The following is a 25,343-nucleotide window of genomic DNA, read 5'->3' on the forward strand; positions in this document are numbered from 1 at the left end:
TAGCGCCGCATCGAACGCGATCAGGCTTCCTGCAACGCCCGCGGACGGGCGCTGCGCCGTTCGGCCGCCGCATCGGTGGCCGGCTGCAACCGGAAGTCGAAGTTCAGCTCGGCGTAACGCCCCGCCACGCCCCGGGCGCCGTCCTCGCGGAACGTCACTTCACCGACCAGGCCTTCGCGGGTGGCGTAGGCGAAGTCGTCCCACAGGTAGCGGTCCCCGGCGAGGTTGATCTGGGTGGTCAGGTGCCGGTGGCCCGGTGCCGAGATGAAGAAATGCACGTGGGCCGGACGCTGGCCGTGACGGCCGAGCAGGTTCAGGCATTCCTGGGTCGGGCCTCGGGGATCGCAGCCGTAGCCCGACGGCACGATGCTGCGGGCGCGGTAGCGGCCCTGGGCGTCGGTGACGATGCGTCGGCGCAGGTTGAACTCGGACTGACTCGGGTCGAAGAACGAGTAGGTGCCTCGGGTATTGGCGTGCCACAGGTCGACGGTGGCGCCGGCCAGCGGCTCGCCGTGCAGGTCGAACACCCGGCCTTCGAGGAACATCACCGTGGCGCTGCCCTCCTCGCTGCCGTCGTCCATCCGGCAGGCGCCTTCGCACAGCGGCGCACCCGCCACGTACAGCGGCCCTTCGATGGTGCGCGGCGTGCCGCCGGTCTGGCCGGCCTGGGCGTCCTTGGCGTCTTGCAGCAGGTCGAGGAAATGCTCGATGCCGAGCCCCGCCACCAGCAGCCCGGCCTCGGAGCGTTCGCCGAGGCGGTTGAGGTAGTCGACGGCTTTCCAGAATTCGGCGTCGGTGATGTCCAGGTCTTCGATCAGCCGGGCGGCGTCCTGGAGCACGCCCAGGACGATGGTCTTCAAACGGGTGCTGCCAAGGTCGTTGGAGAAGCCGGCGGCCTCTTCGAAGAACGCTTGCAGCTCGGCGGTGTGGGCAATCTTCACGGTCATGGGGTTCACCTCATTTTGTTGTTGTGCGGGTCGCAAAAGTCCCGGAGCAGTGCACCGTCCCCTGTGGGAGCGGGCTTGCCCGCGATGGCGGCGTGTCAGTCGAAGTATTCGTCACAGGTCCACCGCAATCGCGGGCAAGCCCGCTCCCACAGGGGGGAACTGGTGCGCTCAGGGTCAGCGGTCGTCCTCGTGGATCGACGACGGATGGCGGCAGAGCCCGTCGATCTCGATGTCCATGTAAGGGAACAGCGGCAGGCGCATCAGGGTGTCGTGCAGCGCCTCGACGCTGGGCACGTCGAATACGCTGTAGTTGGCGTAGTGCCCGGCGATGCGCCACAGGTGCCGCCACAGGCCTTCGCGCTGCAGGCGCTGGGCCAGCTCCTTTTCGTCAGCCTTGAGCCGCGCGGCGACGGCCGGATCCATGTCGGCGGGCAGTTTCACGGTCATCTTTACGTGGAACAGCATGGTGCTCTCTCCTTCGGTTCAGGCACGGCGGAACCGCGCCAGGCGCGCTTCGTCCAGCGTCAGGCCCAGGCCCGGCGTGCGGGGAATGTGCAGGTGGAAATCGCGGTACTGCGGCGCTTCGGTGACGATGTCTTCGGTCAGCAGCAACGGGCCGAACAGCTCGGTGCCCCAGGTCAGCTGCCGCAGGGTGAGGAACGCGTGGGCCGAGGTCAGGGTGCCAACCGAACCTTCGAGCATGGTGCCGCCGTACAGGGCGATGCCGCAGGCCTCGGCGATCTGCGCGGTGCGCAACACCGCGCGGGGACCACCGTTCTTAGCGATCTTCAAGGCGAACACGCTGGCTGCGCCGTCTGCGGCGAGGCTGAAGGCGTCCTCGACGCTTTCGATGGATTCGTCGGCCATGACCGGCGCCGGGCTGCGCTGGTTGAGGCGCACCTGGCCTGCGCGGTTGACCCGCGAGATCGGCTGTTCGATCAGGTCGATGCCGTTGTCGCCGAGCACCCGACAGCCACGGATCGCCTGGGACTCGTCCCAGTACTGGTTGACATCGACCCGCACGCTGGCGCGGTCGCCCAGGGCCCGCTTGATCGCCACCGCATGGGCCAGGTCCTGCTCCAGCGGGTTGGCGCCGATCTTCAGCTTGAAGATGCGGTGCCGGCGCGCCTCCAGCATCTGCTCGGCCTCGGCGATGTCCCGGGCGGTGTCGCCGCTGGCCAGTGTCCAGGCCACTTCCAGGCTGTCGCGCACCCGGCCGCCGAGCAGTTCGCTGACCGGCAGGCCCAAGCGTTTGCCCTGGGCGTCGAGCAAGGCGCTTTCGATGCCGGACTTGGCGAAGGTGTTGCCCTTGGCGACCTTGTCCAGGGTCTGCATGGCGGCGTTGATGTTGCAGGCGTCCAGGCCGGTCAGGGCCGGCGCCAGGTGCGCGTCGATGTTGGCCTTGATGCTTTCCGGGCTCTCGTTGCCGTAGGCCAGGCCGCCGATGGTGGTGGCCTCGCCGATGCCCTCGATGCCGTCGCTGCAACGCAGGCGCAGGATCACCAGGGTCTGGTTCTGCATCGTATGCATCGCCAGTTTGTGCGGGCGGATGGTCGGCAGGTCGACGATCACCGCCGTCAGGCTTTCGATCAGGATTGGGTTCATTTCAATGTCCGTTTCAACGTGTTCAACCGAGGTCGCCGCCACCGACCGGCAGGGTCACGCCGGTGATGTAGGAGGCCTCGTCGGAGGCGAGGAACAGGATCGCGCCGACCTGTTCGTCGAGGGTGCCGTAGCGTTTCATCAGGCTGCTGTCGAGGGTCTGCGCGACGATCTCCTGATACCAGGCCTGCTCCTGCGCCGACTGCTGCGCGGCGTTGCGCGGGATGCGCCGCGGCGGCGCCTCGGTGCCGCCGGGGGCGGTGGCGTTGACGCGAATGCCGCGCTCGGCGTTCTCGAACGCCAGGCACGCGGTGAGCGCATTGATGCCGCCCTTGGCCGCGCCGTAGGGCACGCGGTTCACGCTGCGGGTGGCGATCGACGACACGTTGACGATGGCGCCCCGCCCCTGCTTGAGCATGTGGGGCAACGCCGCGTGGCAGCACCACAGGGTCGGGAACAGCGAGCGGCGCACTTCGGCTTCGATCTGCGCGGTCTCGTAGTGCTCGAACGGCTTGGCCCAAATCGTGCCGCCGACGTTGTTGACCAGGATGTCGAGACGCCCGAAGGCATCGATGGCGGCGGCCATCGCCCGGGCGCAATCGGCGTATTGCTCAAGGTCGGCGGTCAGCGTCAGGACGTGCCCGCCCTGCAATTCATGGACCAACTCCGAACGGTCGACGGCCACCACCCGGGCGCCCTCCTCCAGCAAGCGCTCGCACACCCGGCGACCGATGCCTTGCGCGGCGCCGGTGACCAGCGCGACCTTGTCGGCGAATCTGTTGTTCATGGTGTTCTCCAGCATCAGGCTCAGGTTCGGCGCAGGGCTCAGGCCGCCGCGGCGGCGAACTTCTCGTAGTAGAAATTGGCCGGGGTGATGCCCTGCTCGCGGATGTGTTGGCTGACCGCCTCGACCATCGGCGGCGGGCCGCACAGGTAGACGTCGACGTCGCCGTCGTTGAGGTGGCGCGGTTCGATGTGCTGGGTGACGTAGCCCTTGAGCGGGTGCCGGCTCTCGGGGCTGGCCACGCAGGCGCCGTAGCTGAAGCCGGGAATGCGCGCGGCGAAGGCGTCGAGGCGGTCGAGCTCGACCAGGTCGAAGTCATGGGTGACGCCGTAGATCAGGTGCACCGGGTAGGCGCTGCCCTCCTCGGCAATCCGCTCCAGCATCGCCGTGAACGGCGCCAGCCCCGTGCCGCCGGCCAACAGCAGCAGCGGCCGCTTGATCTCGCGCAGGTAAAAACTGCCCAGCGGGCCTGCCAGGGTCATGCTGTCGCCGGCCTTGGCCAGCCCGGTGAGAAAGCGGCTCATCAGACCGCCGGGCACGTTGCGGATCAGGAAGCTGACTTCGCCGTCCTTCGGCAACGAACTGAAGGAATAGGCCCGGCTCTGGTCGCTGCCCGGCACTTGCAGGTTGACGTACTGGCCCGGCAGGAACGCCAGCCGGCTCAGGGACTCGCCCTTGACCGACAAGGCGATGGTGCTCTCGGAGAGCTGGCGCACATCGCTGATCGCCGCCTCAAAGCTGGCCTGCCCGGTCTTGCAGACCTGGGAGCCGACCGGCACCCGCACCACGCAATCGCTTTCGGCGCGCATCTGGCAGGTGAGCACGTAGCCCTGGGTGAGTTCATCCTCGCTCAGCGCGTCCTCGATGAAGTTGTCGCCCAGGGCGTAACGCCCGGATTCGGCGAAGCACTTGCAGGTGCCGCAGGCGCCGTCGCGGCAGTCCAGCGGAATGTTGATGCCCTGGCGGTACGCCGCGTCGGCGACGGTTTCCTGGCCGTCGGCCTCGATGAAGCGGGTCACCCCGTCCTCGAAATTCAATGCGATGCGAAAACCCATGTTGCACCTCGCTCACGGCGCCGGTCCGGCCAACGGCCAAGGCCCGCGCCGTCTCGGTCAGATGTGGTAGATGTCGATGACCTGACGGACGTAATCGTTTTTCAGCACGACCTTCTTGGCCTTGATCAGCGGCTGCTCGCCGCGCAGGTCGAGGGTGTAGAAACTGGTGCCGAAATAGCTGTCGGTGACCTGGTAGCGAAAGCTCAGGGTGTGCCAGTTGAAGCGCACCCGGCACTGGCCTTCGCCCTGCTCGACGATCTCGATGTTGCTCAGGTTGTGGGAGGTGCGGGTGTCGGGAACGGTGGCGCTGGAGCGCTCGGTCTTGATCCGGAACACCCGGTCTTCGAGGCCGCCGCGGTTGCCGTACCAGATCAGCGAGATCTCGCTCTGCGGGTCTTCGGTGAGCGTGTCGTTGTCGTCCCAGGCCGGCATCCAGAAGCTGGCGTCGGCGGCGTAGAGCTCAAGCCAACGGTCCCACTCGGCGTCGTCCAGATAACGGGCCTCGCGGTAGAGGAAATCGCGCACGGTGTCGTAGAGGCTGTTCATGGCACGGCCTCCACAGGGATCAGCTGCGGTTCGGCGGACACGGCCTTGAGCATCGTTTCCTGCCAATACTTGTGCTGCAGCACGAACAGGCCTTCATCCTCGGTGCGCACCCCGGACAGCAGCGGCTTGAGGCCGATCTCTTCGGCGGCGGCATCGGCGCCGTCGACCCAATGGGCCGCCCCGCGTGACATGTCGTTCCAGCCGCGCCCGGCGCCGTAGCCGGTCTGGCAGGAACGGAACTCTTCCAGGTCGTCCGGGGTGGCCATGCCGCTGACGTTGAAGAAGTCCTCGTACTGGCGGATGCGCTTGGCCCGAGCCTCGGCGCTCTCGCCTTTGGGGGCGATGCAGTAGATGGTGATCTCGGTCTTGTCCACGGCGATCGGCCGGGCGATGCGGATCTGCGAACTGAACTGATCCATCAGGTACACGTTGGGGTACAGGCACAGGTTGCGCGAATTCTCGATCATCCAGTCGGCGCGGGCCTGGCCGAAGTCCCGGGCCAGTTCGTCGCGGCGCTCGTAGGCCGGACGGTCCTCGGGGTTGGCCCAGCGGGTCCAGAGCAGCAGGTGGCCGTGGTCGAAGGAGTAGAAGCCACCGCCCTTCTTCGCCCAGCTGCCGGCGCTCATGGTCTTGATCTCTTCGCCGGCCTCGCGCTGCTGGCGCTGGTTCTGGGTGGCGGCGTAGTTCCAGTGCACGGAGCTGACGTGGTAGCCGTCGGCGCCGTTTTCGGCGGTGAGTTTCCAGTTGCCTTCGTAGATGTAGGAACTGGAGCCGCGCAGCACTTCCAGGCCCTCGGGGGACTGGTCGACGATCATGTCGATGATCCGCGCCGACTCGCCCAGGTGTTCGGCGAGGGGCTTCACGTCGGGGTTGAGGCTGCCGAACAGGAAGCCGCGGTAGGACTCGAAGCGCGCCACCCGGGTCAGGTCGTGGGAGCCTTCGCAGTTGAAGCCCTCGGGGTAGCCCGCCTCGGCGGGATCCTTGACCTTGAGCAGTTTGCCGCTGTTGTTGAACGTCCAGCCGTGGAACGGGCAGGTGTAGCTGGAGCGGTTGCCGGACTTGTGCCGGCAGAGCATGGCGCCGCGGTGGCTGCAGGCATTGAGGAAGGCGTTGAGCACGCCGTCCTTGTTGCGCGCGATGAAGACCGGCTGACGGCCCATGGTGAGCGTCAGGTAATCGTTGTGGCGGGGGATCTGGCTTTCGTGGGCCAGGTAGATCCAGTTGCCTTCGAAGATGTGCGCCATTTCCAGCTCGAACAGCCGCGGATCGGTGAACATCTCCCGCTTGCAGCGGTAGGCACCCTGCTCCTTGTCTTCTTCGAGCAAGGCAGTGAGGTAGTCGATTCCCAGGGACATGGCCAGGGCCTCCATTGTTATTGTTCAGGCCAGGTCAGGTTAGGGAGGCGACGGCGGGCGCAATAGCCGATTCCTGCACATCGCTATCCGTTTTGCGCAGGACGGCGCGGCAGGTGTTTCAGAGGGTGCGGGGAATCAGTGGCGGCGCTTGAAGGTGTGGGACGGCAGCTCGCCGAACTGCTGGCGGTAGCTCTCGGAGAAGCGGCCCAGGTGCAGGAAGCCGTAGTCGAGCGCCAGTTCGGTGAGGTTGCGCACCGGGCAGCTCGGGTCGGTGAGGCAGGCGTGGATGCGCGCCAGCTTGCGCTGGCGGATGTGCTGCATCGGTGTGACGCCCAACTGGCGTTCGAACAGCGCGTACAGCGAACGCGGGCTCATGCACGCCTGCGCGGCCAGGCTTTCGGCGCTCAGGTCCTGCTTGAGGTTGCGTTCGATGAACTCCAGGATCCGCTCCAGGCTGGCCGACGGCGCGCTCAAGGATTCGCGGCTGACATTGGTGTCGAGCAGCGACAGCAGCTTGCTGCCGATAATCTGCACATAGTGCTCCTGCACCCGCAGCAGCGGATCGCTGGCTTCGGCTTCCTGGCAGATCATGCCGAGCAACGGCGTGAAGCCTTCCAGGTCGTCGAGCCGGTAATGGTTGCGCCGGAAGCGGATGCCGCCGGACGGACGCAGCCAGCGCTGCTCGTCGCACACCGACTCCAGCACGCTGACCGGCACCTTGAGGATGAATTTCTCGCAGTCGTCGGAATACGTGAGATCGACCGGATCGTCCGGGTTGATCAGCAGCAGCTCGCCCGGCACCAGATGCTGCTCGCGCTTGTGCCCGCGCCACAGGCAGTTGCCCTGCAGCAGCACTTGCAGGTGGTAGACCGTTTCCAGCGCCAGGGAGGTGACCCGTACGCTGCCGCCGTAGCTGATGCGGCACAGGTCCAGGTCGGCGAACTTGCGGTGGTTGAGGCTGGCCTGGGGATGGGCGGTCTTGGCGAGGCCGATGAGGTGCTGACCGACGTGCCGGTTGACGTAGTCGGACACGGCATACGGGTCAGCGTGGTGAAACACGCTGCTGCGCTCGCTCAGCAGGCGGCTGTCCATGGAGGGCACTCGTTCTTGTCAGGTTTTCACGGATGCCGTCCACAGTACGCCGGCGTGGCGGCAGCGACAATCGGCGGCCCGTCGAACGGTCGATCACCGAACACTTTCGGCGTTTCGGGCCGTGGCGGGCGAGCGGCTGCATCAGCAATTTATGCTCAGATCCCAGCTTAATAATATTTTACCGATGGGCACCCCGACCCTAGTCTGATCCCAAGCACAGAGAGCAGGCCGCACGCCGCCTGAATCCAATTGCCTCGTGAAAAGGGATGAGAGATGACCACTGAAACAATAAAAACAGACACGCTTGTCGTCGGTGCCGGTCAAGCGGGTGTGGCCATGAGCGAACACCTGGGCAAGCTCGGCATCCCGCACCTGGTGCTGGAGCGCAGCCGCATCGCCGAACGCTGGCGCACCGGGCGCTGGGACTCGCTGGTGGCCAACGGCCCGGCCTGGCACGACCGCTTTCCGGGGATGGAATTCGACGATGTGGATCCTGACGGTTTCGCCCACAAGGATCGCGTGGCGGATTACTTCGAGGCCTATGCGAAAAAATTCAACGCGCCGATCCGCACCGGCGTCGAGGTCAAGAGCGTGGTGCGCAATGTCGGGCGTCCGGGCTTCACCGTCGAGACCTCCGAGGGCGTGATCGAGGCCGCCCGCGTGGTGGCCGCCACCGGCCCGTTCCAGCGCCCGGTGATCCCGCCGATCGCCCCGCAGGACCCACGCCTGCAGCAGATCCACTCGGCCGACTACCGCAACCCGCAGCAACTGCCGGACGGCGCGGTGCTGGTGGTCGGCGCAGGTTCCTCGGGGGTGCAGATCGCCGATGAGCTGCAGCGTTCGGGCCGGCAGGTGTTCCTGTCGGTCGGCGCCCACGACCGCCCGCCCCGGGCCTACCGCAACCGTGATTTCTGCTGGTGGCTGGGCGTGCTCGGCGAATGGGATCAGGCCGCCATGAAACCGGGCCGCGAGCACGTGACGATTGCCGTAAGCGGCGCCCACGGCGGGCGCACCATCGACTTCCGGGGCCTGGCCCACCGTGGCATGACCCTGGTGGGCGTGACCGAGTCGTTCAAGGACGGCGTGGTGACGTTCAGGCAGGATCTGGCGGACAACCTCAAGCGCGGCGACGAGAACTACCTGGCGCTGCTCGACGCCGCCGACGCCTACATCGAACGCAACGGCCTGGATTTGCCGCCGGAGCCCGAGGCCCGGGAAACCTATCCGGATCCCGAGTGCGTGAAGCACCCGCTGGCGAACCTGGACCTGGCCGCCGCCGGCGTCACCTCGATCATCTGGGCCACCGGGTTCGCCGTGGACTACTCGTGGCTGAAGGTCGGCGCGTTCGACGACAAGGGCAAGCCGCAGCACCAGCGCGGAGTGTCCAGCGAACCGGGCGTGTATTTCCTCGGCCTGCCGTGGCAGTCCCGGCGCGGCTCTTCGTTCATCTGGGGCGTGTGGCACGACGCCAAGCACGTGGCCGACCACATCGCCACCCAGCGCAAGTACCTGGCCTACCGCGACGCCGACCAGCGCGCGGCGGCCCCCCGCAAGAACACCGACACCGTCGACGCTTGACCTTGCCTTCGCATCCCGGCGCCCGTCGCGCCGGGCCCCTTTTCGTCAGGAGTTTCACATGGCCCAGCCCACCCACACCCGCATCCGCATGTTCAACACCAAGGACACCTACCCCAACCAGACCCTGGACAACGACCTGTGCCAGGCCGTGCGCGCCGGCAACACCGTGTACGTGCGCGGCCAGGTCGGCACCGACTTCGACGGCAACCTGATCGGCCTCGGCGACCCGCGCGCCCAAGCCGAGCAAGCGATGCGCAACGTCAAGCAACTGCTGGAAGAGGCCGGCAGCGACCTCAGCCACATCGTCAAGACCACCACCTACCTGATCGACCCGCGCTACCGCGAGCCGGTGTACCAGGAAGTCGGCAAGTGGCTCAAGGGCGTGTTCCCGATCTCCACCGGGCTGGTGGTGTCGGCGCTGGGGCAGCCGCAGTGGCTGATGGAGATCGACGTGGTGGCGGTGATCCCCGAGTAAGACGACAGACCGCCACCGCTGAACCCTGCGGGAGCGGGTTTGCCTGCCCCCCCCCCGCTCTCAAGTCGAACAGGAGTTAGAGACATGACATTTTCCATCGCCGCCCGCTGCCCGGAGACCGGCCAGTTCGGCATCGCCATCAGCTCGTCGAGCATCGCCGTCGGCGCCCGCTGCCCCTGGCTGCTGCCGGGCGTGGGGGCGGTATCGACCCAGAACATCACCCTGCCGTCCCTGGGCCCTGAAGTCCTCGCGCTGATGGAACAGGGGCTGACGCCGGACGCCGCGCTGGACAAGGCGCTGACCCGCAACGGCTACAGCCAGTACCGCCAGATCACCGCGATCAACCACCTCGGACAGACCGCCCACTTCAGCGGCGGGCAGACCCTGGGCACCCACAACGCCGTGGCGGGCGAGCAATGCGTGGCCGCCGGCAACATGCTCGCCGGCCCCTCGGTGATCGAAGCCATGGTGCGGGCGTTCGAGGACGGCGAAGGCCAGTTGGCCGACCGGCTGATCGGCGCGCTGCAGGCCGGCCAGGCCCTGGGCGGCGAAGCGGGTCCGGTGCATTCGGCGGCGGTCGTTGTGGTCGGCGAACTGACCTGGCCCATCGTCAACCTGCGAGTGGACTGGGCCGACGAAGACCCCATCGGCCAGTTGCAGAACCTGTGGGAGGCCTATCGCCCGCAGCTGCAGGACTACATCGACCGCGCCCTGGATCCTGCGAAGGCGCCGGGCTACGGCGTGGCCGGAGACGACCGATGAGCGCCAGCGCCGAGCTGCTGGCGACCCTGGTGGAGTTCGACACAACCAGCCGCGAATCCAACCTGCAACTGATCGGCTTCGTGCGCGATTACCTGGCGCGCTTCGACGTGCCCTGCGAGCTGGTCTACAACGACGAGCGCAGCAAGGCCAACCTGTTCGCCACGGTCGGGCCTTGTGACCGACCGGGGATCGTACTGTCGGGGCACACCGACGTGGTGCCCGCCGACGGCCAGCCCTGGACGGTGCCGCCGTTCGAGCTGACCCGGCGCGACGGCAAGCTCTACGGGCGCGGTACCGCTGACATGAAAGGCTACATCGCCTGCGTGCTGGCGCTGGTGCCGTCGCTGGTCGAGGCGCCGCTGAGCAAACCGGTGCACATCGCCCTGTCCTACGACGAAGAGGTCGGCTGCCTCGGCGTGCGCTCGCTGCTCAAGGTGCTGGAGCAACGCCCGGTCAAACCGCTGCTGTGCATCATCGGCGAACCCACCGAGCTCAAACCGGTGCTCGGCCACAAGGGCAAACTGGCGATGCGCTGCGATGTCCACGGCCACGCCTGCCATTCGGCCTACGCGCCGCAGGGGGTGAACGCCATCGAGTGCGCGGCCGAGCTGATCGGCGAACTGGGGCGCATCGGCCAGGGGCTCAAGGCGCCTGAGCATCACGACCCGCGTTTCGACCCGCCCTTCTCCACGGTGCAGACCGGGGTGATCAGCGGCGGCAAGGCGCTGAACATCGTACCCGCCGACTGCCGTTTCGATTTCGAGATCCGTGCCCTGCCCTCGCAGGATCCGGCCGAGGTCGCCTCGCAGCTCAAGGCCTACGCCGAACGGCAGGTGCTGCCCCGCATGCGGGCGGTCAGCGCGCAGAGCGACATCCGCTTCAGCGAGCTGTCGGCCTATCCGGGCCTGGCCACCGACGCGCAGAGCCAGGCCGCGCAACTGATCGCCGCGTTCTGCGGCTCTGGGGACTTCGGCACGGTGGCGTTCGGCACCGAGGGCGGCCTGTTCGACGCGGTCGGGATCCCCACCGTGGTGTGCGGCCCCGGCAGCATGGATCAGGGGCACAAGCCGGACGAGTTCGTCAGCCTCGCGCAGCTCGACGCCTGCGACGCGATGCTGCAACGGATGCTGGCCTCCCTGCGCGGCTGAACCGCGTGACGCACAAGCGACAGCCGCCTCCGCCCGGGGCCGGCTGCGTTGTCGCTTGTGCGCCTGAAAGCCCCGGCCCAGAGCCTCGTGAACCGATCTGCGGGGCCAGTTTTTTTAAGGTCTGAAGCAACAAATCTACTAATTTATCTCCCCCGCGCCATTGCACATGATCGACCCGACAAGAAATGCGCCGGCCGCGCCGTCGCTCACCGAAGTACGTCCACGTACTCGTCCTTGCCTTGGAGTTCGTCATGGCCACCTCAGCAACAAACGCCGCACCGCTCATCGAAAAGCACACCATCGGCTACGTGCCGCCGCAGGAACGCCACGGAAAGGTGCGCGACCTGTTCACTCTCTGGTTCGGCGGCAACATCGCGCCGCTGCCCATCGTCACCGGCGCCCTCGGTGTGCAACTGTTCCACCTGAACCTGGTGTGGGGCATCGTCGCCATCCTGGTCGGCCACCTGGTGGGCGGCGTGCTGATGGCGCTGCACTCGGCCCAGGGCCCGCAGATGGGCATTCCGCAGATGATCCAGAGCCGCGCCCAGTTCGGCTCCCTCGGCGCCTTGCTGGTGGTGGTGATCGCCGGCGTGATGTACATCGGCTTCTTCGCCTCCAACATCGTCCTGGCCGGCAAGTCCCTGCACGGCGTGGCCGACAGCGTGCCGGTGCCGGTCGGCATCGTGATCGGCGCCCTCGGCTCGGGCGTCATCGGCATCATCGGCTACCGCTTCATCCATGTGCTCAACCGCATCGGCACCTGGGTGCTGGGGATCGGCATCATGGTCGGCTTCGGCTATATCCTGACCCACATCCAGACCGACGACTTCCTCACCCGCGGCGGCTTCAACCTGTCCGGCTGGCTGGCCACGGTGTCGCTGGCGGCGCTGTGGCAGATCGCATTCGCGCCCTATGTGTCGGACTACTCGCGCTACCTGCCGGCCGACGTGCCGGTGGCCGCCACGTTCTGGACCACCTACCTGGGGTCGGCGCTGGGCTCCAGCCTGTCGTTCGTGTTCGGCGCCGTCGCGGTGCTGGCGACGCCGGCCGGCATGGACACCATGGACGCGGTGAAACTCGCCACCGGCGCCATCGGCCCGCTGATGCTGGTGCTGTTCCTGCTCAGCGTGATCAGCCACAACGCGCTCAACCTGTACGGCGCGGTGCTGTCGATCATCACCCTGGTGCAGACCTTCGCCTGGCGCTGGATCCCCACCGCCCGCAGCCGTGCGGTGATTTCGGTCATCGTCCTGTCGGCCTGCTGCTTCACCGCCGTCGGCGCCTCGGCGGACTTCATCGGCCACTTCGTCGACATGGTGCTGGTGCTGCTGGTGGTGCTGGTGCCGTGGACGGCGATCAACCTGATCGACTTCTACGCCATCCACAAGGGCCAGTACGACATCGGCTCGATCTTCCGGGTCGACGGCGGCCGCTACGGCCGCTACAACCCCCAGGCGCTGCTGGCCTACGCCATCGGCATCGCGGTGCAGATCCCGTTCATGAACACGCCGCTGTACGTGGGCCCGGTGTCGGTGCACATCGACGGCGCGGATCTGTCGTGGCTGGTGGGGCTGCTGGTGACGTCGCCGCTGTACTTCTGGCTGGCGACGCGGGACAGCGCGTACCGTCGGCGGCTGTCGGGGGCGAAGCTGGCCGGCGGCCTTTAATTCCCAGCCATGAAAAAGCCCGGTCCGACGCAAAGTCGGATCGGGCTTTTTCGCATCCGGTCAGGCCGAACGCCGGAAACAAGCGTCCTGAAGGGAGAGGGATCAGATCAGCAGATCCTCATAGAACGCTCCGTAAGGCAGCTCGGGGTGGGCGATCTGGATTTCCAGGATCCACACGCCGGGGCTTGGTGCCCCATCGAAATGGCCCAGATCGCCGCCCCGATGGATCGCGTGGGGAAAATCGCTGACCCGATGCCCCTTGATGTCCAGGTTCAGTGTCCAGCCCATGGCCTGTGCCTGATCGGCGGCGTACCGGTACAGCTCAGTGCCGGCGACGCCTTCGCGCCAGTAGGCCTCGACCCGGTCGAACAACTCCTTGGCGGCCGCGGCGCAGGCGATCATCTGCGGATCGGAGCCGGTGGTGAACGTTGCCCCGGCATCGCCTTCGTGGCCCTGCCAGACCACGCCCATGTCGATGAAGAAGATGTCGTTCTCGCCCAGCACCGGGTCGCCGTCGGAGCGCTGCTTGAAGGTCTTGAGGGTGTTGGCGCCGAAGCGGATCAGCAGCGGGTGCCAGATCCGTTCCATGCCCAGGTCCGCCAGGATCCGCTTGCCTTGCGCCAGCGCCTCGGACTCCGGCATGCCGGGCCTGATGATCTGCGCGATCCGGTCGACCGCCTCCCAGGTCAAGCGCTGCGCCTGCCCCATCGACTCCAGCGCAAACCGTTCGCCTACCGCTTCTTTGCCGCTCAATGCCATATCCATCGCTGACTCCCTTTGCCGGAACGCACACACCATGCGCTATATACATTTTTATATTGCGAGCACCCAAATGGAAAGGCACCGGGCCGCCTGGACGTTGAAGACAGCCTTGGCTAGAGTCAAATCCGCTCTCACCGGAAGGGAATGCGGCGATGGTCACTTTGACGAGCTACACCGACCCGACAGATGCGCTGAACGCCAAGATCATGGAATTGGCGCCCAAGGAACGGCGCGACGGAAAAAAAACCACGCTCTACTTCTCGCCCCAGCCCCAGTACAACGCACCGCCGCTGACCCTCACGGGCGGCGTCTATCCCTTCACGCCACTGGGTAGCATCGGCACTTCATCGGTCGACATCTCCGGCAAGCAATGGCTGTACATCCTCAATCAGTTCAAGAACCGGCATGGCCTGACGACCGACATCGGCAATCCTGACCGGGCCGACCAACTGGTGCTGCTCGACACGCTGGACGCCGTGAAGATCAAGGAAGCGGTCGCGCGCGACAGGCAGTTCACCGGCGGCAGCATACTCATTCCGGACGCCGCCAGCGCGTTCGGAACGACCCACGCCATCACCACCTACGCCGCCCAGCAAGTCGTCGAGCGCAGGCTCGCGTTGTGCCAGGCCCAACCCGACCAAACGGCGCTGAACTACTGGAACCTGCTGGGTTCCGACCCTGCCGCACAGGCCAAGGTCTACGACTGGCTGGGAAAATACGGCTGGGCGTCAGACAAATTCGCCAGGCATGACCAAAGGTCCGGAGACAGGATCAAAAATCACCTGCAGAACCTCGAAAACTCCAACGCCCAGCATTTCGCCAGCGAAACCCGGGGCGAATACGCCGCCGCCAAACTGCTGATCACGGTTCTGGGCGAGGACTACCAGATGAAGCTGGGCAAGTCGTCGTCAGGGCGGACCAACGGGATCGACCAGATCTGGGTCAAACGCAACCTGGTCAGCGGGGTCATCGAGCAATACATCATCGTCGAATGCAAGGGCAGCGTGGATGCCGAACTGGGTGAAGCCAGCTACGGCTGGCAGATGTCCACCGCGTGGGTGTTCCACTGCCTGATCGGCCTGCTGGGCACGAACGGCAAACTGGCCAGCACGTCGACCACCGACGTATTCGCCAAGAAGTCCATGGTGAACAAGATCCTCGATGCGATGATCAATCCGGGCCCGCCGGAGGTGAAGGGCCTGGTCATCCAGCCCATGACCAAATCGGTGATCGACGGCAGTTCGGTCGAGATGATCGACCTGGGCGCCTACGACCTGGTCGAGCAGTACAACAACGCCGTGGCTGGCCAACAAAAGTTCCAGAACGCGCCGGTGTGGACCGGCGGCCCTCTGTTCTAGCCTGCCCCGCCCGGCGGGACGTCGCCGCCCTGCGCTTGCAGAAGCTTCACGAACATCGCCAGGCTGCGCGACACCGTCCCCCGCCGCCACACCAGCCAGGTGGTCAGGTAACGGAAATCCGCGGCCAACGGCCATACGCTGACTGTCGCGGAACCGGGCATGCTCTGCAGCATGCTCAACGGCATCAAGGCCAGGCCGGCCCCGGCGCTGACGCAGGCGAGCATGCCGTGGTAGGACTCCATCTCGAAGATCTTGCCGGGCACCGCGGCGTCGGTGCTGAACCATTTCTCGAAGTGGTGGCGGTACGAGCAGTTGGCGCGGAAGGCGTAGATGCTCTCGCCGTTGACGTCCGCCGCCCGCCGGATCGGCCCGTGGTGCAACGGCGCGATCACGACCATCTCTTCTTCGAAGGCCGGTACGCCTTCCAGGGCCGGGTGCAGCACCGGGCCGTCGACGAATGCCGCCGCCAACCGGCCGGCCAGCACGCCATCGATCATTGTCCCTGAAGGCCCGGTGGACAGGTCCAGATCGACCTTGGCGTACTGCTGGTTGTAGGCCGCCAGCAACCCGGGAATGCGCACCGCCGCCGTGCTCTCCAGCGACCCCAGCGGGAACGCACCTCGGGGCTCCTCACCCGCCACGGTGGCCCGGGCTTCCTGCACCAGGTCGAGGATGCGCCGGGCGTACTCCAGGAAACTCCAGCCCGCCGGCGACAGGCGCAGACGGCTTTTCTCGCGGATGAACAGTTCGACGCCCAGATCCTCTTCGAGCTGTTTGATCCGGGTTGTCAGGTTCGACGGCACCCGATGGATCTGCGCCGCCGCAGCGCTGATGCTGCCGTGCTCGGCCACGGCCTTGAAGATTTCCAGCTGCACCAGATCCATGATCATTCTCCAATCGTGAAAGAAACGATCTTTATTATTCAGTTTCCAGAAAACGAATGCCACCCTACTCTTGGGCCCATCCACTGACCTCGCAGGACGATGCCATGAGCCCGATTTCCAGCCTGACCCACGCCATTTCCGTCAACCCCGCCACGGGCGAGCAGATCGGCCACTACGCGTTCGAATCCGATGCCGCCCTCGACGCCGCCCTGACCCGCGCCGCCTTCGGTTTCGGCAAGTGGAAGCGCAAGCCGCTGCAGGACCGTTCCCGCGCCCTGACCGCCCTGGCCTGCGCCCTGCGCGACAACGCCGAAGCCATGGCCACCATGATCACCCAGGAAATGGGCAAGCCGATCGCTCAGGCCCGCGGCGAAATCGAGAAATGCGCCAAGCTCTGCGAGTGGTACGCCGAACACGGCCCGGCCATGCTCGACGCCGAGCCGACCCTGGTCGAAGGCGGCAAGGCGCGCATCGAATACCGTCCGCTGGGCCCGATCCTGGCGGTGATGCCGTGGAACTTCCCGATCTGGCAAGTGCTGCGCGGCGCGGTGCCGGCGCTGATCGCCGGCAACACCTACGTGCTCAAGCATGCGCCGAACGTGATGGGCAGCGCCTACTTGCTGCGTGATGCGTTCACCCGCGCCGGTTTCGCCGACGGTGTGTTCGAAGTCATCAACGTCACCCCTGAAGGCGTCTCCAAAGCCATCGCCGACCCGCGCATCGCTGCCGTCACCCTCACCGGCAGCGTGCGCGCCGGCATGGCCATCGGTGCCCAGGCCGGTGCCGCGCTGAAGAAATGCGTGCTGGAACTCGGCGGGTCCGATCCGTTCATCGTGCTCAACGACGCCGACCTCGACGAAGCCGTGCAGGCCGCCGTGATCGGCCGCTACCAGAACTCCGGGCAAGTGTGCGCCGCCGCCAAACGCCTGATCGTCGAAGAAGGCGTGGTGGAGGAATTCACCCGCCGGTTCGTCGAGGCCACCCGCCAACTGGTGATGGGCGATCCGCTGGCGGCCGACACCTACATCGGTCCGATGGCCCGCTTCGACCTGCGCGACGAGCTCGACGGGCAAGTGCGCGCCACCCTCGAAGAAGGCGCCACCCTGCTGCTCGGCGGCGGCAAGGCCCCAGGGGCCGGCAACTACTACGAGCCGACCGTGCTGGCCAACGTCACCGACCGCATGGCCTCGTTCAGGCAGGAACTGTTCGGCCCGGTGGCGTCGATCATCACCGCCCGCGACTGCGCCCACGCCGTGGCCCTGGCCAACGACAGCGAGTTCGGCCTGACCGCGACGATCTACACCGCCAACGTCCCGCTGGCCCAGCAACTGACCAGTGAGCTGGAGACCGGCGGCGTGTTCATCAACGGCTACTCCGCCAGCGACCCCCGCGTGACCTTCGGCGGCGTGAAGAAAAGCGGGTTCGGCCGTGAGCTGTCGCACTTCGGCGTGCGCGAGTTCTGCAACGCGCAGACCGTGTGGTTGGATCGCCGCTGATCAGCGAGGTCCTCTTCGCGGGCACACCACAAAACCTGTAGGAGCTTGCCTGCAAGCGATGAGGCCAGTTCAGCCGACATTTCTGTTGCCTGACCTACCGCAATCGCCAGCAGGCTGGCTCCCACAGGTATCGCAGGTGTCCGCAGGATTCATGTACACCGCCAAAACCTGAAGGAGCTTGCCTGCAAGCGATGAGGCCGGCACTGCCGACATCTCTGTTGGCTGAGCCACCGCCATCGCCAGCAGGCTGGCTCCCACAAGGGATACCCGATGTCCGCAGGATCCAGGCACACCACAAAACCTGTAGGAGTTTGCCTGCAAGCGATGAGGCCAGTTCAGCCAACATCTCTGTTGACTGAGCCACCGCCATCGCCAGCAGGCTGGCTCCCACAAGGGATCCCTGTATTCCACAGAAACCTGTTGGACCCCTTCAGTCCTTGAAGTCTGTAGACAGCGCCAACGCGTGCCACTCGGCCAGCTCCTGCGCCACCAGGCGGTTCTTCGCTTCGATCCGCGCCACCGTGTCGCTGCCCAGGGCCAGCCGCTGCGGCGGGTTCGGGGCATCGGCCAGCGCCAGCATCGCTTCGGCGAACTTCACCGGATCCCCCGGCTGCGCATGGTTGGCGGCTTCGGCGAAGGTGCGCATCTTGCCCACGGTGTCGTCGTAGTCCGGCAGCACCAGCGCGGTCTTGATCAACGATTGCTCGTCCAGGAAATCGGTGCGGAAGAAGCCCGGTTCGACCACCGTCGCATGGATGCCCAACGGCGCCAGTTCCTGATGCAGCGCTTCGCTGATGCCCTCCACCGCGAACTTGGTGGAGCCGTACACGCCCCAGCCCATGTAAGCCTGGTAGCCGCCGATGGACGAGATGTTGATCACCCGCCCGCTGCGCTGGGCACGCATGTGCGGCAGCACCGCGCGGGTCACGTTGAGCAGGCCGAACACATTGGTGGCGAACAGCCGCTCGGTTTCGCTGGCGCTGGTTTCTTCCACCGCCCCCAGCACGCCGAAACCGGCATTGTTGACCAGCACGTCGATGCGGCCGAAACGTTTGATGCCCTCCGCCACCGCTTGATGGGCTTCGTCCTCGCGGGTGACGTCCAGCCGCACCGCCAACAGGTGGGGGTGCTCGCCGAGGCGGTCGGTGATGTCTTGCGGCTTGCGGGCGGTGGCGATCACCGCGTCGCCGGCACGCAGGGCGTGTTCGGCGATCAGGGAGCCGAAACCACGGGAAGCGCCAGTAATGAGCCAGGTACGCATATCAACTCCTCCTGTCAGTGGCCTTGGCGAACGTGCCGGGCCTTCTCGATGAGTTGAGCGAACTGTAAGGCCGTGCTACTGATGTGATAATCCCAGCAAATTCGCATGGCTTTGTGAAAGGCACTCACAAATGAAACAACCGTCCACCGCTGATCTGTCGATGTTCCTGTGCATCGCCCGGCACCTGAACTTCAGCCGCGCAGCGGTGGAACTGGGGCTGACCCCTTCGGCCCTGAGCCATGCGCTGCGCACCCTGGAAAGCCGCCTCGGCGTGCGCCTGTTCAACCGCACCACCCGCAGCGTGGCCCTGACCGAGGCCGGCGAACGTTTGCAGACGCGGCTCCAACCGGCGTTCCGCGACATCGACGATGCGCTGGAGGACCTCAACCGGTTCCGCGACACGCCCTCCGGCACCTTGCGCATCAGCGCCGGGCGCCAGGCCTGCGAGCTGGTGCTGTTGCCCATCGTCAGCGATTTTTTGCGGGCCTATCCGGACATTCGCCTTGAAGTCATCGACAGCGACGCCCTGCTGGACATCGTCGCGGGCGGCTTCGATGCCGGCGTGCGCTTCGGCAACCGGCTGGAGGCGGATATGGTATCAGTGCCCATCGGCCCGTCCCTGCGCTCGGTGGTGGTGGGGTCGCCGGCGTTTTTCGAGCGCCATGCCACACCGCACAAGCCTGAGGACCTGCACGGGTTGCCGTGCATCCGTCACCGCTTCCCCAGCGGCACGCTGTACCGCTGGGAGTTCGAGCGCGGCGGCATCGCCCAGGAAATCGAAGTCAACGGCCCGCTGACCTTGGGCGACGTCAGCCTGATGGTCGGCCCGGCACTGCAGGGCGCGGGGCTGGCCTATGTGTTCGAGGGCATGGTCAGCGAGCATCTGGCCGCCGGACGTCTGGTGCAGGTGCTCGGCGACTGGTGCCCGCACTACCCCGGCCTGCACCTGTACTACCCCAGCCGACGCCATGTGCCGGCGCCGCTGCGGGCCTTCATCGACTTCGCCCGCACGGGCAAGGCCGGCTGAGGCGGCTACAGGTACTTCAGCCAGGCGATGTCCTTGCGCCGGGCCTTCAGCAGCGAAAACCAGCGCACCGCCGGAAACAGCGCCACCGCCAGCGCCACCGCCGCCAGCCAGACCGCCGCCACGGACGAAAAGCCGAAATGGCTGCCCTGGTTGAGCCCGAACAGCGCCACGCCCATCAGGTACAGCAGTTTCAGCGCATACAGGTGCAGCAGATAGAAAAACATCGGCGCCGAACCGAACACCGTCAGCCAGCGGATCCAGCGCCGCTCCCCAGCGCGTTCGAAGCCGCGCAAAAGCAACAGCCCGATGCTCACGGTCAGCGCGATGAACAGCAGCGACGGCGGGTATTTGGTGATGTTGAGAAAGCTCATCAGGGTTTGCGTAGCGCTGTCGCCGAACGCCCAGGGCTTCTCGCCATAGCCGTTGAGCAGGCGCAGCCCGGCGAACCCCAGCAATCCCGCGATGCCGGCCAACAGCAGGCAGGACCTGCGCACAGCCGCATCGGCGTCACGGGCGAACCAAGGCCCCAAGGCGTAACCTAGGCCGATCACGCCGATCCACGGCAACAGCGGATAGGACGTGCGCAGGCGCAGGCTTTCGCCCAGTTCGATCCAGCCGCGGTCGTGCAGGATCGCCCAAGGCACATGCAGCGCGGATTCCTTGGCGAAGTGCACACCGTCCAGCAGGTTGTGCCCGGCGATGAGCACCAGACTCAACGTCAGCAGCAACCAACGGGGCAGCCAGACCAACAGCGACAGCGCGATCATGCTCAGGCCGATGGCCCAGATCACTTGCAGGTAAATCACGCTCGGCGGCAGCTGGAACGTCCAGGCGAAGTTCACCAGGGTGAATTCGAGCACCACCAGAAACAGCCCGCGCTTGAACAGAAAGGCGCTGACCGCCGCTTTGCCCGCGTGCCTTTCGCCGAACAGCCAGGCCGACAGCCCGGTCAGCAGCACGAACACCGGCGCGCACAGGTGCGCCAGGGTGCGGCTGAAGAACAGTTCAGGCTCCGTGGCGGCGATGTCCATCGGATCGCTGACCTGACGGTGCAGCAGAAAGGTTTCGCGCACGTGGTCCAGCAGCATGAACAGGATGACCAGGCCCCTGAGGGCATCGATGGACAGCAGACGGCCGGTCACAGGCGGAACGGGTGGGGAAGCGGCAAGAGTCATGGCGGTATCGCAATCGAAAAGAGAATCCGACCGGGGCCGACAGCGGAGGGCCCCGAATTTGCGTTACCTTATAACACTAATTTTTCGATGAACGGCCAGCCGCCCTCAAACGGTGCGCAGACGCTCCAGCAACACCTGCAACGGATGGCGCAGCGCCCGCTCCGACTGACGCTTGACCTGGCTGCGGCACGAATAGCCGGTGGCCAGCGCCTCGCCCCGCTCCGCCGGCGCCTCGACCTGCCGGGCCCAGGACTGCTCGTAGATCACCGTCGAGGTCCCGCGGTTGCGCGCCTCGTGGCCGTAGGTGCCGGACATCCCGCAGCAGCCGGTCGCCTGGGTCGCCAGTTTCAGGCCGACGCGCTCGAACACCTGCTCCCATTGCCGGGTCGCCGCCGGAGCGTTGGTCTTTTCGGTGCAGTGCGCCAGCAGGCGGAAGCCCTCCGCCGCCGGCAGACCGCTGCGCTCGGGCATCGCCTTGAGCAGCCACTCCTGCACCAGCGCCACTTCCGGGCAGCGCTCCATCCCCGGCACCTTGAGGTACTCCTGGCGATAGACCAGGGTCATGGCCGGATCCAGCCCCACCAACTGCACGCCGAGATCGGCCAACTCGCGCAATTGCCCGGCGTTGCGCAGCGCCGCGCGGTTGAACGCCGACAGGAAGCCCTGCACATGCAGCGGCTTGCCGTTGGCGCTGAACGGCGCCAGGTAGACCTGATAGCCCAGGCGCGAAATCAGCTCGACCAGATCCGCCAGCAAGGGCGCCTCGAAGTAACGGGTGAACGCATCCTGCACCAGCACCACGCTGCGTTCGCGCTGCGCCTGGGTCAGCGCCGACAGCAGCGGCACCGTGGCTGGCTGCACGTGCCAGCGACGCATCGCCCCGTGGAAATCGAAGCGGCTGAGCAGCGGCACATCGACCATGCCGCCGACGCGCTCCAGCATCCGCCGGCTGAACGCCGACCCCATCAACCCGTTATAGATCAGCGGCACCCGCGCCAGGAACGGCATGCTGTACTCCAGCGAGGCGATCAGGTAATCGCGCAGCGGCCGCAGGTAACGGATGTGGTACAGCTCCAGGAAACGCGAACGGAAGTCCGGCACGTTGACCTTGACCGGGCACTGCCCCGCGCAGGACTTGCACGCCAGGCACCCGGCCATGGCGTCGTACACCTCATGGGAGAAGTCCGCCGCCGGGCTTCGGCCGTTGCGCCAGCGCTGCAGCAGGTTGGCGAAGAACGGCGGCCGGCGTGTGCCTTCGGCCAGCACATCGACCCCCGCCTCGCCTTGCAGGCGCAGCCATTCGCGGATCAGCGACGCCCGGCCCTTGGGCGACTGCGAGCGCTGGCGGGTGGCCTTCCACGACGGGCACATAGCGTCGTCCGGATCGAAGTTGTAGCAGGCGCCGTTGCCGTTGCAGTGCATCGCCGCGCCGTAGTCCTGCCAGACCTTTTCCTCGATCTGCCGATCCAGCTCGCCGCGCAGGGTCACTTCGTCGATCTTCAGCAAGGCGGCGCCGGGGATGTCCGGGGTCGCGATCTTGCCGGGGTTGAACTGGTTGAACGGGTCGAACGCCGCCTTCAGGGCTTGCAGCGCCGGGTACAGCTCGCCGAAGAACGCCGGCGCGTATTCCGAACGCAGGCCTTTGCCGTGCTCGCCCCACAGGAGGCCGCCGTAGCGTTGGGTCAGCGCGGCCACGCCGTCGGACACCGGGCGCACCAGCGCCGCCTGCTGCGGATCCTTCATGTCGAGGATCGGCCGCACGTGCAGCACGCCGGCATCGACATGGCCGAACATGCCGTACTGCAGCTTGTGGCTGTCGAGCAGGTCGCGCAGTTCGCCGATGTACTCGGCCAGGTGCTGCGGCGGCACGGCGGTGTCCTCGACGAACGGCTGCGGCCGCGCTTCGCCGGCGACGTTGCCGAGCAGGCCCACCGCCCGCTTGCGCATGCCGTAGACCTTGTTCACCGCCGCCTGGCCCACCGCAAGCGTGTGCCCCAGGCGCTGCACCGTGGCGTCGCTGCCCAGATGCCCGAGGAAGGCTTCGACCCGGCGTTGCAGGTCGTCCGGATCGTCGCCGCAGAACTCCACCAGGTTGATGCCCCGGGTCGGCTGGTCGGCGCTTTCCGGGAAGTATTCGGCCACGCCGTGCCAGACGATGTCCTGCATCGCCAGCATCAGCACTTTGGAGTCCACGGTCTCGATCGACAGCGGCTTGAGCGCCATCAGCGCCCGGGCATCGCGCAGGGCTTCCATGAAGCCGGCGTAGCGGATGTTCACCAGCATCGTGTGCTTGGGGATCGGCAGCACATTGAGCTTGGCTTCCACCACGAACCCCAGCGAGCCCTCGGCGCCGCACAGCACGCTGTTGAGGTTGAAGCGCCCGTCGGCCTCGCGCAGGTGCGCCAGGTCGTAGCCGGTCAGGCAACGGTTCAGGTCGGGGAAGCGTTCGCGGATCAGCTCGCCCTGCTCGTCGATGATCTGCCGGGCGCAGCGGTAGACCTCGCCGACGCGGTCCTGGCGGGCGCACTGCTCGGCCAACTGCGGCTCAGCCAACGGATGGCCGTGCAGGCGCTCGCCGCCGCGCAGCACCATGTGCAGTTCCAGCACATGGTCGCGGGTCTTGCCGTAGGTGCAGCTGCCCTGGCCGCTGGCGTCGGTGTTGATCATCCCGCCGACCGTGGCGCGGTTGGACGTGGACAGTTCCGGGGCGAAAAACAGCCCGGAGGCCTTGAGGGCGGCATTGAGCTGGTCTTTCACCACGCCCGCCTGCACCCGCACCCAACGCTGCTCCACGTTGATCTCAAGGATGCGGTTCATGTGCCGCGACAGGTCGACGACGAGGCCGTCGGTCAGCGACTGGCCGTTGGTGCCGGTGCCGCCGCCCCGGGGCGTCACCACCACCTGGCGATGGACAGGTTCGGCGATCAGGCGCGCCAGCAGCGCGACGTCGTCGGCATCCCGGGGGAACACCGCCGCCTGGGGCAGGCGCTGGTAGATCGAGTTGTCGGTGGCCAGCACTACGCGGCTGGCGTAGTCGGCGCTGATTTCCCCCTTGAAGCCCTGATCCTTCAGGGCCTGAAGGAATCGTTGGTAATCGGCGTTCAGGGCGGCAACAGGCGACAGCTGGGCAATCATGGGTCGGGCGTCTCGGTCGAAAAGGCATTGCGGCGGTAAACACTTGTAGGCAACGAATGATTGCGTCAGGCTCCGCCATCTCATGGTGCCCATGTTCATTGCAGGGGCGGTCTGCGACAAACGTAAATTCGACCCGACTTTAATGACTAAAACGAATGAATCCGCGAACCCTCACTCCTTCGATGTCGTTGCTGCTGGCCTTTGAGGCCGCCGCCCGCCACGAAAGCTATACCCGCGCCGCCCACGAGCTGTCGCTGACCCAGAGCGCAGTCAGCCGTCAGGTGCAGATCCTGGAGAAGATGCTCGGCATGCGCCTGTTCACCCGCGAAGGCCGGCGGGTGATCCTTACCGACGTCGGGCGCATGTACCAGCGCGAACTGGCCGAAGCCCTCGGCCAGATCCGCAGCGCCACCCTGCAGGCCATGGCGTTCGGCTCCGGCATCCATAGCCTGCGGCTGGCGACGCTGCCGACCTTCGGCTCGAAATGGCTGCTGCCGCGCCTCAAGGACTTCTACACCGCCCACCCCGGCATGACCGTGCACCTGCATTCGCGCATCGAAGCCATCGACTTCGACACCAGCGAGATCGACGCGGCGATCTGCGTCGGCGGCGGCGACTGGCCGGGCCTGACGGCCCTTCGCCTGCACACCGAGGAACTGGTGGCCATCGCCAGCGCCCAACTGAGCGAACCCGAACGCCAGGCCGCCGAGCGTCAGATCGCCGACCAGCTGCTGCTCAACGTCAGCAGCAACGCCCAGGCCTGGGCCGAATGGTTCAGCCACCACGCCCTGCCCCACCGCCGCATGCGCATCGGCCCGAGCTTCGAGATGACCTCGCACTTGATCCAGGCCGTGCGCGCCAACATCGGCGTCGGCCTGGTGCCCAGGATCCTGGTGGAAGACGAACTGCAGAACGGTGAGCTGCTGCAACTGGGCGAACCGATCACCAGTCGCCGCAGCTATTACCTGGTGTACCCGGCGCGCAACGAATCGTTGCCGTCGCTGAAGGCGTTCCGGGACTGGCTGGTGCAAACGCTCTGACCCTGGAGCCGCTTTCGCGGGCAAGCCCGCTCCCACAGGGTTGTGCGGCGACCACAACCCCTGCCTTCACCCGAGATCCTCTGTGGGAGATCTTCTGTGGGAGATTCTATGGTTGAGGCAAAGCCCTCAGCCTGCTTTTGGTTCATATTCGCTTTGCCCTTTGAGCAGGGCGAATACGATCCGGGCCAGTTTGC

Annotated in this window: 22 protein-coding genes; 9 read left to right on the forward strand and 13 right to left on the reverse strand. The window is 66.3% G+C overall.

All coding sequences use genetic code 11. The features are described from left to right. Positions 1-20: 20 nt before the first annotated feature. From catA to CAG33_RS22365, 8 genes are all read right to left on the reverse strand, one after another. Positions 21-947 (reverse strand): catechol 1,2-dioxygenase, encoded by a 927-nt coding sequence (gene catA, locus CAG33_RS22330; protein ID WP_085640570.1) that lies wholly within the window; start codon positions 945-947, stop codon positions 21-23. 174 nt (positions 948-1,121) lie between these two features. Then, a complete protein-coding gene (catC, locus tag CAG33_RS22335; RefSeq protein WP_085586494.1) occupies positions 1,122-1,412 on the reverse strand; it encodes a muconolactone Delta-isomerase in 291 nt (96 codons plus the stop codon). A gap of 18 nt (positions 1,413-1,430) precedes the next feature. Further along, positions 1,431-2,552 (reverse strand): muconate cycloisomerase family protein, encoded by a 1,122-nt coding sequence (locus tag CAG33_RS22340; RefSeq protein ID WP_085586492.1) that lies wholly within the window; start codon positions 2,550-2,552, stop codon positions 1,431-1,433. A 22-nt stretch (positions 2,553-2,574) separates the two neighbouring features. Beyond that, on the reverse strand, positions 2,575-3,336 hold the full coding sequence (locus tag CAG33_RS22345) for a 1,6-dihydroxycyclohexa-2,4-diene-1-carboxylate dehydrogenase (RefSeq protein WP_085586512.1): 762 nt from the start codon (positions 3,334-3,336) through the stop codon (positions 2,575-2,577). A 38-nt stretch (positions 3,337-3,374) separates the two neighbouring features. Further along, complete coding sequence (gene benC, locus CAG33_RS22350; protein ID WP_085640571.1) at positions 3,375-4,388, reverse strand: benzoate 1,2-dioxygenase electron transfer component BenC; 1,014 nt, start codon at positions 4,386-4,388, stop codon at positions 3,375-3,377. A gap of 57 nt (positions 4,389-4,445) precedes the next feature. After that, positions 4,446-4,934: a benzoate 1,2-dioxygenase small subunit gene (gene benB / locus CAG33_RS22355; protein ID WP_085640572.1), complete on the reverse strand. Its 489-nt coding sequence runs from the start codon at positions 4,932-4,934 to the stop codon at positions 4,446-4,448. Further along, positions 4,931-6,289, reverse strand: a complete 1,359-nt coding sequence (benA, locus tag CAG33_RS22360) for a benzoate 1,2-dioxygenase large subunit (protein WP_085586510.1) — start codon at positions 6,287-6,289, stop codon at positions 4,931-4,933. The genes benB and benA overlap by 4 nt, the downstream gene beginning before the upstream one ends. Positions 6,290-6,424: 135 nt before the next feature. Further along, positions 6,425-7,381 (reverse strand): AraC family transcriptional regulator, encoded by a 957-nt coding sequence (locus CAG33_RS22365; protein ID WP_085640573.1) that lies wholly within the window; start codon positions 7,379-7,381, stop codon positions 6,425-6,427. 273 nt (positions 7,382-7,654) lie between these two features. Between CAG33_RS22365 and CAG33_RS22370 the strand changes: the two genes are divergently transcribed. The 5 genes from CAG33_RS22370 (at position 7,655) to CAG33_RS22390 (ending at position 13,011) form a co-directional block, all read left to right on the forward strand. Next, the gene (locus CAG33_RS22370) at positions 7,655-8,959 is read left to right on the forward strand and encodes an NAD(P)/FAD-dependent oxidoreductase (protein WP_085586484.1); all 1,305 of its coding nucleotides are present in this window, start codon (positions 7,655-7,657) and stop codon (positions 8,957-8,959) included. A 58-nt stretch (positions 8,960-9,017) separates the two neighbouring features. Next, on the forward strand, positions 9,018-9,434 hold the full coding sequence (locus tag CAG33_RS22375) for a RidA family protein (RefSeq protein ID WP_085586482.1): 417 nt from the start codon (positions 9,018-9,020) through the stop codon (positions 9,432-9,434). An 84-nt stretch (positions 9,435-9,518) separates the two neighbouring features. Beyond that, positions 9,519-10,196, forward strand: a complete 678-nt coding sequence (locus CAG33_RS22380; protein WP_085586480.1) for a DUF1028 domain-containing protein — start codon at positions 9,519-9,521, stop codon at positions 10,194-10,196. Next, positions 10,193-11,344, forward strand: a complete 1,152-nt coding sequence (gene argE, locus CAG33_RS22385; protein WP_085640574.1) for an acetylornithine deacetylase — start codon at positions 10,193-10,195, stop codon at positions 11,342-11,344. The genes CAG33_RS22380 and argE overlap by 4 nt, the downstream gene beginning before the upstream one ends. A 251-nt stretch (positions 11,345-11,595) precedes the next feature. Then, positions 11,596-13,011: a cytosine permease gene (locus CAG33_RS22390; RefSeq protein ID WP_085640575.1), complete on the forward strand. Its 1,416-nt coding sequence runs from the start codon at positions 11,596-11,598 to the stop codon at positions 13,009-13,011. 102 nt (positions 13,012-13,113) lie between these two features. Here the strand turns inward: CAG33_RS22390 and CAG33_RS22395 are convergent, their stop codons facing one another. Continuing rightward, positions 13,114-13,776, reverse strand: a complete 663-nt coding sequence (locus tag CAG33_RS22395) for a M24 family metallopeptidase (protein WP_085640576.1) — start codon at positions 13,774-13,776, stop codon at positions 13,114-13,116. 149 nt (positions 13,777-13,925) lie between these two features. On the opposite strand from CAG33_RS22395, the gene CAG33_RS22400 reads away from it, so the two are divergent. Then, on the forward strand, positions 13,926-15,131 hold the full coding sequence (locus tag CAG33_RS22400; RefSeq protein WP_085586471.1) for a hypothetical protein: 1,206 nt from the start codon (positions 13,926-13,928) through the stop codon (positions 15,129-15,131). Here CAG33_RS22400 and CAG33_RS22405 read toward each other — a convergent pair. Continuing rightward, a complete protein-coding gene (locus CAG33_RS22405; RefSeq protein ID WP_085633356.1) occupies positions 15,128-16,015 on the reverse strand; it encodes a LysR family transcriptional regulator in 888 nt (295 codons plus the stop codon). The two genes, CAG33_RS22400 and CAG33_RS22405, sit on opposite strands and share 4 nt — an antisense overlap. A gap of 104 nt (positions 16,016-16,119) precedes the next feature. Here CAG33_RS22405 and CAG33_RS22410 point away from each other — a divergent pair, with 104 nt between their 5' ends. After that, a complete protein-coding gene (locus CAG33_RS22410; RefSeq protein ID WP_085640577.1) occupies positions 16,120-17,511 on the forward strand; it encodes an aldehyde dehydrogenase family protein in 1,392 nt (463 codons plus the stop codon). A gap of 430 nt (positions 17,512-17,941) precedes the next feature. Here CAG33_RS22410 and CAG33_RS22415 read toward each other — a convergent pair whose 3' ends face one another. After that, positions 17,942-18,772 (reverse strand): oxidoreductase, encoded by an 831-nt coding sequence (locus tag CAG33_RS22415; RefSeq protein ID WP_085633280.1) that lies wholly within the window; start codon positions 18,770-18,772, stop codon positions 17,942-17,944. Between the two features lie 130 nt (positions 18,773-18,902). Between CAG33_RS22415 and CAG33_RS22420 the strand changes: the two genes are divergently transcribed. Further along, positions 18,903-19,799: a LysR family transcriptional regulator gene (locus CAG33_RS22420; RefSeq protein ID WP_085586463.1), complete on the forward strand. Its 897-nt coding sequence runs from the start codon at positions 18,903-18,905 to the stop codon at positions 19,797-19,799. Positions 19,800-19,804: 5 nt separating this feature from the next. Here CAG33_RS22420 and CAG33_RS22425 read toward each other — a convergent pair whose 3' ends face one another. Then, positions 19,805-20,974, reverse strand: a complete 1,170-nt coding sequence (locus tag CAG33_RS22425) for a DUF1624 domain-containing protein (RefSeq protein ID WP_085586461.1) — start codon at positions 20,972-20,974, stop codon at positions 19,805-19,807. 105 nt (positions 20,975-21,079) lie between these two features. Further along, the gene (locus CAG33_RS22430; protein WP_085640578.1) at positions 21,080-24,109 is read right to left on the reverse strand and encodes an FAD-binding and (Fe-S)-binding domain-containing protein; all 3,030 of its coding nucleotides are present in this window, start codon (positions 24,107-24,109) and stop codon (positions 21,080-21,082) included. Between the two features lie 155 nt (positions 24,110-24,264). Here CAG33_RS22430 and CAG33_RS22435 point away from each other — a divergent pair, with 155 nt between their 5' ends. Further along, positions 24,265-25,149 (forward strand): LysR substrate-binding domain-containing protein, encoded by an 885-nt coding sequence (locus CAG33_RS22435; RefSeq protein WP_085640579.1) that lies wholly within the window; start codon positions 24,265-24,267, stop codon positions 25,147-25,149. Positions 25,150-25,343 lie beyond the last annotated feature (194 nt).

The sequence above is a fragment of the Pseudomonas sp. B3(2017) genome (genome assembly GCF_002113595.1).
GTDB classification, from domain to species: domain Bacteria; phylum Pseudomonadota; class Gammaproteobacteria; order Pseudomonadales; family Pseudomonadaceae; genus Aquipseudomonas; species Aquipseudomonas ekonensis.

What these genes read in the sequence shown, in the direction of transcription:
- argE (WP_085640574.1), top strand. Translation starts at nt 10,193, where the DNA reads ATGAGCGCCAGCGCCGAGCTGCTGGCGACCCTGGTGGAGTTCGACACA.
- CAG33_RS22345 (WP_085586512.1), bottom strand. Translation starts at nt 3,336, where the DNA reads ATGAACAACAGATTCGCCGACAAGGTCGCGCTGGTCACCGGCGCCGCG.
- CAG33_RS22340 (WP_085586492.1), bottom strand. Translation starts at nt 2,552, where the DNA reads ATGAACCCAATCCTGATCGAAAGCCTGACGGCGGTGATCGTCGACCTG.
- benA (WP_085586510.1), bottom strand. Translation starts at nt 6,289, where the DNA reads ATGTCCCTGGGAATCGACTACCTCACTGCCTTGCTCGAAGAAGACAAG.
- CAG33_RS22425 (WP_085586461.1), bottom strand. Translation starts at nt 20,974, where the DNA reads ATGACTCTTGCCGCTTCCCCACCCGTTCCGCCTGTGACCGGCCGTCTG.
- catA (WP_085640570.1), bottom strand. Translation starts at nt 947, where the DNA reads ATGACCGTGAAGATTGCCCACACCGCCGAGCTGCAAGCGTTCTTCGAA.
- CAG33_RS22380 (WP_085586480.1), top strand. Translation starts at nt 9,519, where the DNA reads ATGACATTTTCCATCGCCGCCCGCTGCCCGGAGACCGGCCAGTTCGGC.
- benC (WP_085640571.1), bottom strand. Translation starts at nt 4,388, where the DNA reads ATGGGTTTTCGCATCGCATTGAATTTCGAGGACGGGGTGACCCGCTTC.
- CAG33_RS22435 (WP_085640579.1), top strand. Translation starts at nt 24,265, where the DNA reads ATGAATCCGCGAACCCTCACTCCTTCGATGTCGTTGCTGCTGGCCTTT.
- CAG33_RS22390 (WP_085640575.1), top strand. Translation starts at nt 11,596, where the DNA reads ATGGCCACCTCAGCAACAAACGCCGCACCGCTCATCGAAAAGCACACC.
- CAG33_RS22395 (WP_085640576.1), bottom strand. Translation starts at nt 13,776, where the DNA reads ATGGATATGGCATTGAGCGGCAAAGAAGCGGTAGGCGAACGGTTTGCG.
- CAG33_RS22375 (WP_085586482.1), top strand. Translation starts at nt 9,018, where the DNA reads ATGGCCCAGCCCACCCACACCCGCATCCGCATGTTCAACACCAAGGAC.
- CAG33_RS22365 (WP_085640573.1), bottom strand. Translation starts at nt 7,381, where the DNA reads ATGGACAGCCGCCTGCTGAGCGAGCGCAGCAGCGTGTTTCACCACGCT.
- catC (WP_085586494.1), bottom strand. Translation starts at nt 1,412, where the DNA reads ATGCTGTTCCACGTAAAGATGACCGTGAAACTGCCCGCCGACATGGAT.
- benB (WP_085640572.1), bottom strand. Translation starts at nt 4,934, where the DNA reads ATGAACAGCCTCTACGACACCGTGCGCGATTTCCTCTACCGCGAGGCC.
- CAG33_RS22370 (WP_085586484.1), top strand. Translation starts at nt 7,655, where the DNA reads ATGACCACTGAAACAATAAAAACAGACACGCTTGTCGTCGGTGCCGGT.
- CAG33_RS22410 (WP_085640577.1), top strand. Translation starts at nt 16,120, where the DNA reads ATGAGCCCGATTTCCAGCCTGACCCACGCCATTTCCGTCAACCCCGCC.
- CAG33_RS22430 (WP_085640578.1), bottom strand. Translation starts at nt 24,109, where the DNA reads ATGATTGCCCAGCTGTCGCCTGTTGCCGCCCTGAACGCCGATTACCAA.
- CAG33_RS22405 (WP_085633356.1), bottom strand. Translation starts at nt 16,015, where the DNA reads ATGGATCTGGTGCAGCTGGAAATCTTCAAGGCCGTGGCCGAGCACGGC.
- CAG33_RS22420 (WP_085586463.1), top strand. Translation starts at nt 18,903, where the DNA reads ATGAAACAACCGTCCACCGCTGATCTGTCGATGTTCCTGTGCATCGCC.
- CAG33_RS22400 (WP_085586471.1), top strand. Translation starts at nt 13,926, where the DNA reads ATGGTCACTTTGACGAGCTACACCGACCCGACAGATGCGCTGAACGCC.
- CAG33_RS22415 (WP_085633280.1), bottom strand. Translation starts at nt 18,772, where the DNA reads ATGCGTACCTGGCTCATTACTGGCGCTTCCCGTGGTTTCGGCTCCCTG.